Origin of the sequence: Desulfovibrio fairfieldensis (assembly GCF_001553605.1) — a bacterium.
GTDB classification, from domain to species: Bacteria; Desulfobacterota; Desulfovibrionia; order Desulfovibrionales; family Desulfovibrionaceae; genus Desulfovibrio; species Desulfovibrio fairfieldensis.
Genome location: NZ_CP014229.1, coordinates 1,708,694 through 1,721,303, shown reverse-complemented (window position 1 = coordinate 1,721,303; position 12,610 = coordinate 1,708,694). Strand labels below are relative to the sequence as shown.

Below are 12,610 nucleotides of genomic sequence, written 5' to 3'. Positions count from 1 at the left end.
ATGGCGGCACATTTGGGCCTGATGTCTCCCCCCGGCGATCGGAACGGAGAGACAATGGCGACGTGCGTGGTTACGGACAGCCGTGAGGCCCGTCCCGGCGCGCTCTTTGTCTGCGTGCCGGGCGAACGGGCGGACGGGCATGATTTCGCGGCCAGGGCCGTGGAGCAGGGCGCGGCGGCGGTGCTGGCCTCGCGGCCTTTGCTGGATGTGGCTGCGCCCGTGCTGCTGGTGGAAGATACAGTCAGGGCTCTGGGCAGCCTGGCGGCGCTCTGGCGCGGCAAAACCAGGGCCAAGGTGGTGGGCGTCACGGGCACGGCGGGTAAAACCTCGCTCAAGGAAGCCCTGGCCCAGGTACTGGCCGTGCGCGGCAAAACCGCGCGCAACGCCCTGAACCACAACAATCAGATCGGCATGCCCTGCACCGTGCTGAACACGGACGGGGATGAAGATTTCTGGGTCATTGAGGCGGGCATCAGCCATGCGGGCGACATGGACGAACTGGCCCCGGTGATTCGCCCGGATCTGGGCCTGATTCTCAATGTGGGCCCCGGTCACACCGAAGGCCTGGGCGACAGGGGCGTGGCCTGGCACAAGGCGCGGCTGCTGGCCCATCTGGCTCAGGGCGGCCTGGGCCTGGTCAGCGCCGACTATCCGGACCTGGTGCGCGAGGCCGGGGCCACGGGCGCGAAACTGCGTTTTTTCAGCGCTGGAGCGCATGAGGTCGAATACCGCGCGGACTATGTTGGCCCCGCGACCGAAGCGGGCGGGGAGGACGCGACCCGCGGCCTGTACCGGCTCTGGCTGGACGGCGTGCGCTGCGACGCGGTCACTCCTTTTCAGGGTGCCTACGGCGCGGAAAACAGCATTGCCGTGGCGGCGGCCGCGCATCTGCTGGGTCTGAGCCCGGCGGAAATAGCCGAGGGGCTCGGCAGGGCCCAGTTGCCGCCCCAGCGCTTCAACCGTGAGCGTGTGGGCGCGTGGGAGATCATTGACGATACCTACAACGCCAATCCCCTGTCCATGCGGCGCATGTTGGAGACCGCGGCCGGGCAGGCCCGCGGCCGGGTCTTTGTGCCCGTGCTGGGCGAAATGGGCGAGCTGGGGGCGGTGGCCGAAGCCATGCACGAGGAACTGGGGAGGCTGCTGGCCGATCTCGGACCGGCGGCCGTGTTCTGGAAGGGCGGACACGCGGACGAGGTGCGCGCCGGGCTCGCGCGCGGGGGCTATGACGGCCCCTGGTTGCCGGTGGACGGGCCCGAGAGTTTTATGGCGGCCTGGCGGGAGCTTGCGGAGCGCAAGCTGGACGGAAAGCGCGGCGGCCTGCTGTTTTTCAAGGGATCGCATTTCAACCGGCTGGAAACTTTGCTGACGGCATTTCGGGAAGGGATGACAACCATGGCGGCAACGGAAGCGCGGGGACGCAAGACAGGGGAGAGCGGGCATGTTTTATAATTTTCTGGCCCCTCTCGCTTCGGAATGGACGCTGTTCAACGTCTTCCGCTACATCACCTTCCGCTCCATGGCGGCCCTGATTACGGCTCTGCTGCTTTCCATCCTCATCGGGCCGCGTTTCATCGCCTGGCTGCGACGTCTGAAATGCGGTCAGTACATCCATGAGGATGTGGCGGCGCATGCGGCCAAGGCCGGTACGCCGACCATGGGCGGCCTGCTCATGCTTTTCACGCTGGGCGTCAGCCTGCTGCTCTGGGCCGACCTGACCAATCCCTATATCTGGCAGACCTTTTTCGTTTTCGCGGGCTTCGGGCTCGTGGGCCTCTGGGACGATCTTTCCAAGCTGCGCCACCACAAGAACAAGGGCATTTCCGCCAAGGCCAAATTCGGCGGCCAGATTCTGGTGGCTTTTGTGGCCATGTGGCTGCTGGCCGACAATCCTTCCTACAGCAGCAAGCTGATCATTCCCTTTTTCAAGGAATGGACGCCGGACCTGGGCTGGTTTTATGTGCCTTTCGGCATTTTCGTGATGGTGGCGGCCTCCAATGCCGTGAACCTCACCGACGGTCTGGACGGCCTGGCCATCGGCCCCTCCATTGTGGCCTGCCTGGTTTTTTCCATTTTCATCTACATCACGGGCAACGCGCGTTTTTCCGGCTATCTGCTGGTGCCCTACATGCCCGGCGTAGGCGAGGTGACGGTCTTCTGCGCGGCCCTGGTGGGCGCGGGTCTGGGCTTTCTGTGGTTCAACGCCTATCCGGCCCAGGTCTTCATGGGCGACGTAGGTTCGCTTTCCATCGGCGGCGTGTTGGGCTACCTGGCCCTGCTCTGCAAGCAGGAACTGGTCCTGGCCGTGGTGGGCGGCCTGTTCGTGGCCGAAACCCTTTCCGTGATTCTGCAGGTGGGCTACTTCCGCTGGACGGGCGGCAAACGCATTTTTCGCATGGCCCCTCTGCACCATCATTTTGAACTCAAGGGCGTGCCGGAATCCAAGATCATCATCAGGTTCTGGATTACGTCCATTTTGCTGGGACTGGTGGCATTGTCGGTTCTGAAACTGCGGTAAGGACTGTTTCCAAATTGTCCTTTCGCCCTCTGCCTGCGTCAGACTCGTCCCGTGCGGCGGTCGAATATATTTGAATATACTCCCTCCGCCCAGGACTCGTTTTCCTTGGCAGAGAATGAAAATCCTCATTTGGAAACAGCCCTTGGTACTGCGAGGAAAAAGTCATGGCTCTGGAAAAGACGCGCGGCAGACGCATTCAGATCGGCGAATTGGCGGTGGTTGTGGGGGCCGGACGTTCCGGCCTGGCCGCGGCGCGGCTTTTGAGCCGGGAGGGCGCGCGCGTGCGCCTGCTGGACCGCAACGCCGACGCGCTTTCGACGGAACAGGCCGCCGCCCTGCGCAAGCTGGGCGTGGACGTGCGGTTGGGCGAGCACAGCCCGGAACAGTTCGAACACGCGGCCTTTGTGGTGCCCAGCCCCGGCATGCCCGTGGCGAAGCTGGCCCGATACCTGGGCGACGTCACGCGGCCGGGAGCTCCGGAAGTGCTGGCGGAAATGGAACTGGCCTGGCGCTATCTGGACGACGAGCCCGTGCTGGCCGTCACCGGCACCAGCGGCAAGACCACCACGGCTTCCCTGGCCGCCGCCATGCTCCAGGCGCAGGGCTATACGGTTTTTCTGGGCGGCAATATCGGCACGCCCCTTTCGGAATACGTGCTCTCCGGCCGCAAGGCCGACGTGCTGGTGCTGGAGATTTCCAGCTTCCAGCTCCAGGCCTGCTCCACCTTCTGCCCGCGCGCGGGTGTACTTCTGAACATTACGCCCAATCACCTGGATTATCACAAGGACATGGCCGAATACACGGAAGCCAAATTCCGTCTGTTCCGTTGCCAGGATGAGGGCGACCTGGCCGTACTGGGCGCGGATCTGCATGGCCCGGCGCAGGGGTTCAATCTCAGGGCCCGACGGGTCTGGGTGCGCGAGAGCGAGCGTTTTCCGCAAGGCGGCTTGCCGGGCGCGCACAACAAATTTAATGAGGAGGCGGCCTGGCAGGCTTGCCGCTTTTTCGGCGTCAGCGAAGCCAATGCCGCCCGCGCCGTGGCCCGCTTCAAGCCTTTGCCGCACCGTCTGGAGCTGGTGCGCGAGCGTTGCGGCGTGCTCTATGTCAATGATTCCAAGTGCACCACGGTTTCGTCCCTCAAGGTGGCGTTGCAGGCTTTTGACCGGCCGTTGCGGCTGCTCTGCGGCGGCAAGTTCAAGGGCGGCGATCTGGCGGCCCTGGGCGGCCTGATCAGGGAGCGGGTCAGGGAAGTGGCCCTGTTCGGCGCGAGCCGCGAATACTTTGAAACAGCCTGGCAGGGCCTTGCGCCCATAAGCTGGCATCCGGTTCTGGAAGAGGCCGTGCGCGCCCTGGCCGCGTCCGCCCAAGAGGGCGACGTGGTGCTGCTGGCTCCGGCCACCTCCAGTTTTGACCTTTACGACAATTACATGGCTCGTGGCGACGATTTCAAACGCATTGTGAGCAAACTGGCATGAAAAACAGTTTTACCGAAACCAAGAAGAGCAAAACCCGCAGCGCCTTTGCCAGGGCTACGGAAAAGGGTCCCGGCACCCCCTTTGACTGGTGGCTGTTCACCATCATGCTGACCATCCTAGCCATCGGTCTGGTCATGGTGCTCTCTGCCAGCGGCATTGTGGCCGAGCAGGTCAACGGCGACAAATACTACTTTTTCAAGCGTCAGCTGCTCTTTGCCGCGGGCGGCGGCGTGGCCCTCTGGGGCGCGGCTCTGCTGCCGCGCGAGTGGTTGTACAAATTGCAGTATCCGGCCCTGTTTTTCTCGCTGCTGCTTTTGCTGATCACCCTGTCGCCCTTTGCCCCGGCCATCAACGGCGCCAAGCGCTGGATTCCGCTGGGTCCCGTTTCCGTGCAGCCCATGGAATTCGTGAAAATCGCCCTGGCGCTCTATCTGGCCTATTTCATGAGCTCCAAGCAGGAGCTGATCAAAACGTTCAGCCGGGGCGTCATTCCGCCTTTCGCGGTGACCGGCCTGTTCTGTTTCCTGCTTCTCCTGCAGCCGGATTTCGGCAGCGCCGTTGTCCTGGCCGGGATTCTCTTTTTCATGTGCGTGGCCGGGGGCACCCGCTTCATCTATCTCTTTTTCTCCCTGGCCCTGGCCTGCGCCGGAGCCATGGCCCTGGCCATTGCCTCTCCCTACCGGCTGCGCCGCCTGCTGGCTTTTCTGGATCCCTTCCAGGACGCCCACAATACGGGCTACCAGTTGGTGCAGTCCCTGCTGGCCATCGGCTCGGGCAGCTTTTTCGGCGTGGGCGTAGGGGCCAGCAAACAGAAGATGTTCTATCTGCCCGAAGCGCACAACGACTTCATCATGGCCGTGCTGGCCGAGGAGATGGGCTTTGTGGGCGTGACCGTGGTCATGATCCTTTTTGCCCTGCTGTTCTGGCGCTGCTACAAGATCATCATGGGACAACACAATCTGCGCGACCGCTTCACGGCCTTCGGCATCACCACCATTCTGGTCATGGGCGCGGTGATGAATCTGGCCGTGGTCATGGGCGTGGCCCCGCCCAAGGGCGTGCCCATGCCGCTGATGAGTTACGGCGGCAGTAACCTGCTGGCTACCATGCTCTGCGTGGGCCTGCTCATGAACTTTTCAAGGACGGCCGACTCGTGGACAAAATCCTCCTGACCACCGGGGGCACCGGCGGCCACATCTTTCCTGCCCTGGCCGTGGCCGAGGAAATCCGGCGGCGGAATCCGCGCGCGGACCTGCTGTTCGTGGGTTCGCTCTATGGGCCCGAGCAGCGTCTGGCCGCCCAGGCCGGGATTCCCTTTGCCGGGCTGCCGGTGCGCGGCTTTCTGGGCCGTGGACTGCGGGCCGTGGGCGCGGGCGCGCGCATGACCCTGGCGGTCTGGAAGGCTCTCGGCATTGTGCGTCGTTTCAGGCCGCAGGCCGTGGCCGGTTTCGGCGGCTACGCGGCCTTTGCGCCCATGCTGGCGGCCCGTCTTCAGGGCATTCCCGGCATCCTGCACGAACAGAATGCCGTGGCCGGAACCAGCAACCGCACGCTGGCCCGCCTGGCAAGGGTGATCTGCCTGTCCCTGCCCGGCACCAGGGGCTTTGCGCCGGAGAAAAGCGTGCTCACCGGCAATCCGGTACGCCGGGCCGTGAGCGAGGTGGGGCGTCGGCCCCGAGAACGGCGGACGCGGCGGCTGCTGGTCATGGGCGGCTCCCAGGGCGCGCGCGCCCTGAATGCCTTTTTGCCGGAAATTCTGCCCGCACTGCGGGAGGCCGGAGTGGAAATCCGCCACCAGAGCGGCCTCAAGGATGAGGACGCCACGCGCGCGGCCTATGCCCAGGCCGGGTATGATCCGGCCTGCGTGACGGCTTTTGTTGACGACATGGCCGAGGCCTATGCCTGGGCGGATCTGGCGTTGTGCCGTTCCGGAGCCAGCACTGTGGCCGAACTCTGCGCCGCCGGTCTGCCCGCTGTGCTGGTGCCTTTTCCCCATGCCGTCCACGACCATCAGACCCGCAACGCCCAGGTGCTGGAAAAGGCGGGCGCGGCCCTGCTGGTGCCGGAAGGGGAGTTGCGGGACAAGGATCTGGAGCGCGTGCTGCCGCGGATGCTGGCCGATAGCGAAGGCCGCGCGCGCATGTCCCGCGCGGCGCTGGACGCGGCCCGGCCCGACGCCGCCGCGCGGGTGGCCGATGTGTTGGCCGAGGTGGCCGCCGGACGAGCTTAGGGAACGCTGATTAATGGGCTTTTCGTCCTCCGCTCGCGGTTCGTCCTGCTCGGCAGAGAACAAAAATGTTCATCAATCGGCGTTTCCCGAGAGCATACCGTATCGCAAGGTGAATTTGCTTCATTTGAAGGCGGAGGCATCTCCGCAAAATATCTAGATTTTTTCTAAAGGTTTGAGATATGAACAGCAAAATCCGGCACATTCACATGGTGGGCATCGGCGGCGCGGGCATGAGCGGCATTGCCGAGGTGCTGCTCAATCAGGGCTACGAGATTTCCGGTTCGGATCTGAGCGATTCGGCGGTGGTCAGGCATCTGCGCGAGCTGGGCGCGCGCGTGGCCGTGGGCCATGCCGCCGAAAACGTGGGCGACGTGCAGGTGCTGGTCAAATCCACGGCCATCGGCGACGACAATCCCGAACTGGTGGAAGGCCGCCGCAGGAACATCGCCATCATCCCGCGCGCCGAAATGCTGGCCGAACTCATGCGCCTGCGCCAGGGCATAGCCATTGCGGGCACCCACGGCAAGACCACCACCACCTCGCTGACCGCCTCCATCTTCGACACCGCCGGGTTGGACCCCACAGTGATCATCGGCGGCCGCCTCAACGTCTACGGCACCAATGCCCATCTGGGCCACGGCGACTACCTTATCGCCGAGGCCGACGAATCCGACGGCTCCTTTCTCTGCCTGCTGCCCATCATCAATGTGGTCACCAATGTGGACGAGGATCATCTGGACCACTACAAAAGCCGCGAGGCCATTGACGCGGCCTTTGTGCGGTTCATGAACAATGTGCCTTTCTACGGCATCAATGTGGTCTGCGGCGACGACCCGGGCGTGCGCGCCCTGTTGCCGCGCGTCAAGCGTCCGGTGCTGACCTACGGCTTCGCGGCGGACAACCATCTGCGCGCCGTGCCCTTGGAAAGCGGGCTGCGCAGCCGCTTCGAGGTCTGGCGCGAAGACGAAAAACTGGGCGAAGTGAGCCTGCCCCAGCCGGGCCGCCACAATATCCTGAACGCCTTGGCCGCCATTGGCGCGGCCATGGAGGCGGACATCGCTTTTGAACGCTGCGCCCAGGGCCTGGGCGGTTTCGGGGGCGTGGGACGGCGTTTTGAGTTCAAGGGCGAAAAGGACGGCGTGACCGTGGTGGACGATTACGGCCACCATCCGGCGGAAATCGCGGCCACCCTGGCCACGGCCCGCCAGGTTTTTCCCGGCAGGCGCATTGTGGCGGCCTTTCAGCCGCACCGCTTCAGCCGTACGCAGGCCCATTTCGGCGAGTTCTGCAAGGTCTTTGATCAGGTGGATGAAGTTCTGCTGACCGAAATTTACGCGGCTTCGGAAAAACCCATTCCCGGCGTTTCCGGCCAGAGCCTGGCGCAGGGCGTGCAGCAGGTTTCCACCACGCCGGTACGGTATTTCCAGACGCTGGACGCCCTGGCCCAGGCCCTGCCGGAAGTGCTGCGGCCCGGCGACGTGCTGCTGACCCTGGGCGCGGGTTCCATCACCCGTCTCGGCCCGGCCTGGCTGGAGGGGCGCGGCCATGCGTGAAGTCATGCGCCCCAGCCTGGCGGAGCGGACCACCCTGCGTCTGGGCGGCACGGCCATTGCCGAGCTGGTCCTGGAAGATGCGGCGGATCTGGCGGCTCTGCCCGAACGGCTGCGCGCCCTGGGCGGCAGTCCGCTGATCCTGGGCGCGGGCAGCAACATTCTGGCCCGGGACGGTGACCTGCCTCTGGTGTTGCTGCGTCCGCGCTTTATGCGCGGGCCGGAAATCGCGGGCGAGAAGGACGGTAAAATTCTGGTGCGGGTCGGCGCGGGCGTGCCCCTGCCGCGCCTGTTGCGTTTTTGCGCCGGACAAGGCCTGAGCGGCCTGGAAGGGCTGGTGGGCATACCCGGCAGCGTGGGGGGGGCCGTGGCCATGAACGCCGGTTCCTTTGGTACGGAAACATGTAAAAATATCGAATCCATTCAGATAGTTAGCAATGAAGCAGTGCAACGGGTCACTGTTGATGCACTGCAATACGGCTATCGTAGGCTCTCCATTTCAGAAGAAAAAGAGGGATTCATGGTAGTTGAAGCCACTTTTGGCTTGACCGAAGACGCAAGGGATGGCATCTCTAAACGCATGCGTCACAACTTTTTTGAGAAAAAGTCTAAACAACCTGTGACGGCCTGGAGCGCGGGTTGCGTATTTAAAAATCCCGCACAGGATATGCCCGCCGGAAAGCTTTTGGAACTGACCGGCTACAAGGGAAAGAAGCTGGGCGGCATGGCCTTTTCAACCTTGCACGCCAATTTTTTGATCAATGAAGGCAGGGGCAGCGCGGAAGCGGCTTTGACCCTGCTGCATGAAGCCAAAGAGGCTGTGCGGCAACGTTTCGGCTATGCGCTTGAGCCGGAGGTCAGGATAGTGCCGTGCCGCTTGCCTTGAAGAAAAACGGCCGCAAGGCCCGCAATGCCTACACGAAGGAAAAGCCCTCAAAGGCGAAAGGAAGCCTGTTTCCTTCGGTCCGCCTCCCGAAATTCCTTGCCGGGATGTTCGGCTGGCTCAAGCGCTTGGGCGGCCTGAAAAGCCTCGCGGTTCTGACGGGCCTGCTGCTGGCGGCGATGCTGGTACTGGCAGGAGTGGGCACGGCCTCCCTCTGGCTCTATAACAAAGCGGTCACCAGCGACTTTTTCATCACCAGGCATGTGGATGTGACCGGCAATGTGCGGCTTTCCCGCGAGATGGTGCTGCAATACGGCGGCATCAAAGAGGGCGACAACAGTCTGGCCGTGAGCATCGCCAAAGTGGAGCGGAATCTGCGCCAGACACCCTGGGTGGAGGAAGTTTCGGTCAAGCGCCTGCTGCCCGACAGGTTCGTGATCAAATTGAAGGAGCGCATGCCCTCCTTCTGGGTGCACAAGGACGGCGTCTTGTACTACGCCAATGAGCGCGGCGGGATTATCGCGCCGGTGGAGAGCAAAAATTTTCTCTCCCTTCCCACCCTGCGCATCGAACCGGGAGCCGAGGACGCCGCGCCCTACCTCTCACGCCTGATGAAAGACATGCAGAGCGGCGCGCTGCCCATAGAGGCCGGGGCTATTGCCTCGGTGACCGTGAGCCCGGGCAGGGGCTTGGAGATTTATCTGGAAGACCGGGAAATGCGCCTTTCCATCGCCACTGACGACTGGAGCGGCAATCTGGCCCGGATGAGCGTGACGCTCGGCGACTTGGCGCGGCGGCACGAGCTGAAAAACGTGCGCGAAGTGCGCGCCGTCAACGGCAATGTCTGGGTCATTCTTAATCAGTCCGCGCAAAACTGAGCCGGCGCGTGACGGGCGGTTGTGAGGAGAACATAATGAATAAGTCCGAGCTCATCGTAGGCCTTGACATCGGCACCACAAAGATCTGCGCCGTGGTGGGCGAACTTTCGGAGTCGGGTCTGGTGGATGTGGTGGGCATCGGCACAAGCGTTTCCACCGGTCTGCGCAAGGGCGTGGTGGTCAACATCGAGCAGACCGTGCAGTCCATCCGCAAGGCCGTGGAAGACGCGGAGCTCATGGCCGGCTGCGAGATCCACTCGGTCTACGTGGGCATTGCCGGCAGCCATATCATGGGCATCAACAGCCACGGCGTCATTGCCGTCAAGGGCGGCGAAGTCGCCCAGCGCGACGTCGAGCGCGCTCTGGACGCGGCGCGGGCCGTGGCCATTCCGGCGGACCGCGAGGTGATCCACATCCTGCCGCAGGAATACATTGTGGACAACCAGCGGGGCATTGCCGACCCCTTGGGCATGGCCGGGGTGCGCCTGGAGGTCAAGGTGCATATCGTCACCGGGGCCGTGTCTTCGGCGCAGAATATCGTGCGCTCCTGCCATCGCAGCCAGTTGGAAGTGTCGGATATCGCCCTGGAATCCCTGGCTTCGGCCAAGGCCGTGCTCACCGAGGAGGAACGTGAGATCGGCGTGGCCCTGGTGGATCTGGGCGGCGGCACCACGGATATCGCTGTCTTTGCCAACGACGCCATCAAGCACACGGCGGTGCTGGCTCTGGGCGGGCAGAACCTTTCCAACGACATCGCCTTCGGCCTGCGCACGCCCATTGCCTCGGCGGAAAAGATCAAGATCAAGTACGGCTGCGCTCTCGCCGATCTGGTGCGCCACGACGAATTTATTGAAGTGCCCAGCGTGGGCGGACGCGAGCCGCGCCGCCTTTCGCGCCAGGTGCTGGCCGAAATCTGCGAGCCGCGCATGGAGGAGATCCTTTATCTGGTGGACCAGACGCTGGTGCGCTCCGGCTACAAGGACATGATCGGCGCGGGCGTGGTGCTGACCGGCGGCACGGCCCTGATGGAAGGTTGCCAGGAACTGGGCGAACAAATTTTCAATCTGCCCACGCGCATTGGTTATCCGCGCAATGTGGGCGGTCTCAAAGATGTGGTCAACAGCCCCAAGTTTTCAACGGCTGTGGGTCTGTTGCGCTACGGAGCGGAAAAGGAAATGTCCGGTCAGAAAAAGTTCACCACGCGCAGCGAGTCCGGCGTCTTTGACGGCGTACTCGCACGCATGAAGAAATGGTTCGCGGATATCTCATAAATCTCAAGCGGGCATTTGGGGACAGCAAAAACAGGAGAGGAAACATGGCTCAGTCAATCGTTGACGATATTGACACCTCCTTGGCCGGAAGCGCCAAAATCAAGGTTATCGGCGTAGGCGGCGGCGGTGGTAATGCCGTGAAAAACATGATTGATTCCGGCTTGCGCGGTGTGCAGTTCGTCTGCGCCAACACCGACGTGCAGGCTTTGAAAAAAAATACTGCCCCGCTCAAGGTGCAGTTGGGCGAAAAATTGACCAAAGGCCTGGGCGCTGGCGCCAATCCGTCCATCGGGCGTGAGGCCGCCGTGGAAAGCGTGAACGCCATCCGCGAGGCCATCGGCGATGCGGACATGGTTTTCGTCACCGCCGGTATGGGCGGCGGCACGGGCACGGGCGCGGCCCCGGTGGTGGCGCAGGCCGCCAAGGAAATGGGCGCGCTGACCGTGGGCGTGGTCACCAAGCCCTTCAGCTTTGAAGGCGTCAAACGCAAACGCGCGGCCGAGGCCGGTCTGGAGGAATTCAAGCAGCATGTGGACTGCCTGATCACCATCCCCAACGACCGCCTGCTGGCTTTTGCGCCCAAAAAAGCGCCGTTCTCCGAAATGCTGCAAAAGGCCAACGACGTGCTGTACTACGCCGTCAAGGGTATTTCCGACGTGATTGTGGGAGACGGCCTGATCAACCTTGACTTTGCCGATGTACGCACCACTATGGCAGAAGCGGGTCTGGCCCTCATGGGCACGGGCATGGCCTCGGGCGAGAACCGCGCCCGCGAGGCGGCCCAACGTGCCATCATGAGTCCGCTGCTGGAAGACGTCTCCCTGGAGAGCGCCAAGGCAGTGCTCTACAACATCACCGCACCCATGGACATCACGGCCGAGGAAATCGCCGAAATCGGCGACATTATCGCCGATGCCACGCCCGAGGACGCCAACATCATCTTCGGTGTGGTCTTTGACGACAACATCGGCGACGAAATCCGTCTGACGGTCATTGCCACCGGCATTGAATCGCCCCAGGCCATGCAGCCCGTGCAGGCTCCCGCCGCCACGGTGACCAATTTCCGCCAGCCCGGCCCGGACGCCGTCATGGCCGAACCGCGCCGCCGCCAGCTCGGGCGCTCGCAGCAGGGCAACCTGGTGCAGGAGTCGCAGGAAGAGCCGGAAATGCGCCTGCCCCGCGCCACTCGCCGTTCGGAAGTGGAGCGCTGGTACGACGAAAAGAGCAATCGTCCTCCCTATCTGCTCAAGCGCGAAGCCATGGGCCAGAGCCGCCGTCGGCCGCACAACCCCGGTCAGGACGACTTCACCTATGATGAGGACGATTTTGAAATTCCGACCTTTATCCGGACCCAGGCTGATTAGAGCAGTTTGCGTTTGAAATTATCGCTTACCGGCGAAGTAAATTCGCCTTGCGATAATTTCGCGGTGCGGTTTTTCACGGAAAATCCGCACAGGGCGTTGAGATGTTTTCAATATCAAAACGCTCTAGAAACAGCTCCTGGGGCGGCATAGTTTCTCTGTTTACAATTTTCAGGGCTTGCCTCTTCGGCCCTGAAATGCCCGCCGGGAGCCCCATTGGGGGGCTCCCAGTGCGGGGCGTAAAATTTGTCAGAGCAGTTTCAGACTGAAATTGCTCTGGCGGCTGCGAAAGCGGCCGTCCGCCGCGAAGGCAACAGCGCAATTTATTTGCGCTGTTGCATGCCGGAGCGGGCGTCCTCAACATTTTGAGATTGTAAAATCTCAAAGTTAATTTGCTCTAAAGTCCGCGATGCCGTTGGCAAAGCGGACTTTTACTTTGCGACA

10 protein-coding genes are annotated in these 12,610 nt (G+C 62.8%); all 10 read left to right on the top strand.

The genetic code is table 11. The features are described from left to right. Positions 1-54 precede the first annotated feature (54 nt). The 10 genes from AXF13_RS07330 (at position 55) to ftsZ (ending at position 12,169) form a co-directional block, all read left to right on the top strand. Entirely contained in the window at positions 55-1,452 is a 1,398-nt protein-coding gene (locus AXF13_RS07330) for a UDP-N-acetylmuramoyl-tripeptide--D-alanyl-D-alanine ligase (RefSeq protein WP_062252246.1), read from the top strand. Beyond that, the gene (gene mraY, locus AXF13_RS07325) at positions 1,442-2,518 is read left to right on the top strand and encodes a phospho-N-acetylmuramoyl-pentapeptide-transferase (RefSeq protein WP_062252245.1); all 1,077 of its coding nucleotides are present in this window, start codon (positions 1,442-1,444) and stop codon (positions 2,516-2,518) included. Before AXF13_RS07330 ends, mraY begins: the two co-directional genes overlap by 11 nt. 164 nt (positions 2,519-2,682) lie before the next feature. Further along, the gene (gene murD, locus AXF13_RS07320; RefSeq protein ID WP_062252244.1) at positions 2,683-3,993 is read left to right on the top strand and encodes a UDP-N-acetylmuramoyl-L-alanine--D-glutamate ligase; all 1,311 of its coding nucleotides are present in this window, start codon (positions 2,683-2,685) and stop codon (positions 3,991-3,993) included. After that, positions 3,990-5,165, top strand: a complete 1,176-nt coding sequence (gene ftsW, locus AXF13_RS07315) for a putative lipid II flippase FtsW (RefSeq protein WP_008684835.1) — start codon at positions 3,990-3,992, stop codon at positions 5,163-5,165. Before murD ends, ftsW begins: the two co-directional genes overlap by 4 nt. Then, the gene (gene murG / locus AXF13_RS07310) at positions 5,147-6,223 is read left to right on the top strand and encodes an undecaprenyldiphospho-muramoylpentapeptide beta-N-acetylglucosaminyltransferase (protein ID WP_062252243.1); all 1,077 of its coding nucleotides are present in this window, start codon (positions 5,147-5,149) and stop codon (positions 6,221-6,223) included. Before ftsW ends, murG begins: the two co-directional genes overlap by 19 nt. Before the next feature lie 179 nt (positions 6,224-6,402). Then, on the top strand, positions 6,403-7,776 hold the full coding sequence (gene murC, locus AXF13_RS07305) for a UDP-N-acetylmuramate--L-alanine ligase (RefSeq protein WP_062252242.1): 1,374 nt from the start codon (positions 6,403-6,405) through the stop codon (positions 7,774-7,776). Then, positions 7,769-8,659: a UDP-N-acetylmuramate dehydrogenase gene (gene murB / locus AXF13_RS07300; RefSeq protein ID WP_062252241.1), complete on the top strand. Its 891-nt coding sequence runs from the start codon at positions 7,769-7,771 to the stop codon at positions 8,657-8,659. Before murC ends, murB begins: the two co-directional genes overlap by 8 nt. After that, complete coding sequence (locus AXF13_RS07295) at positions 8,644-9,534, top strand: cell division protein FtsQ/DivIB (protein ID WP_062252240.1); 891 nt, start codon at positions 8,644-8,646, stop codon at positions 9,532-9,534. The genes murB and AXF13_RS07295 overlap by 16 nt, the downstream gene beginning before the upstream one ends. A 35-nt stretch (positions 9,535-9,569) precedes the next feature. After that, entirely contained in the window at positions 9,570-10,805 is a 1,236-nt protein-coding gene (ftsA, locus tag AXF13_RS07290; RefSeq protein WP_008684826.1) for a cell division protein FtsA, read from the top strand. Between the two features lie 44 nt (positions 10,806-10,849). Further along, complete coding sequence (gene ftsZ / locus AXF13_RS07285) at positions 10,850-12,169, top strand: cell division protein FtsZ (protein WP_009301493.1); 1,320 nt, start codon at positions 10,850-10,852, stop codon at positions 12,167-12,169. Positions 12,170-12,610: the final 441 nt, after the last annotated feature.

Bases quoted from the DNA above. Each gene is read 5' to 3' on its own strand.
- AXF13_RS07330 (WP_062252246.1), top strand. From the start codon at position 55: ATGGCGACGTGCGTGGTTACGGACAGCCGTGAGGCCCGTCCCGGCGCG.
- mraY (WP_062252245.1), top strand. From the start codon at position 1,442: ATGTTTTATAATTTTCTGGCCCCTCTCGCTTCGGAATGGACGCTGTTC.
- murD (WP_062252244.1), top strand. From the start codon at position 2,683: ATGGCTCTGGAAAAGACGCGCGGCAGACGCATTCAGATCGGCGAATTG.
- ftsW (WP_008684835.1), top strand. From the start codon at position 3,990: ATGAAAAACAGTTTTACCGAAACCAAGAAGAGCAAAACCCGCAGCGCC.
- murC (WP_062252242.1), top strand. From the start codon at position 6,403: ATGAACAGCAAAATCCGGCACATTCACATGGTGGGCATCGGCGGCGCG.
- murB (WP_062252241.1), top strand. From the start codon at position 7,769: ATGCGTGAAGTCATGCGCCCCAGCCTGGCGGAGCGGACCACCCTGCGT.
- ftsA (WP_008684826.1), top strand. From the start codon at position 9,570: ATGAATAAGTCCGAGCTCATCGTAGGCCTTGACATCGGCACCACAAAG.
- ftsZ (WP_009301493.1), top strand. From the start codon at position 10,850: ATGGCTCAGTCAATCGTTGACGATATTGACACCTCCTTGGCCGGAAGC.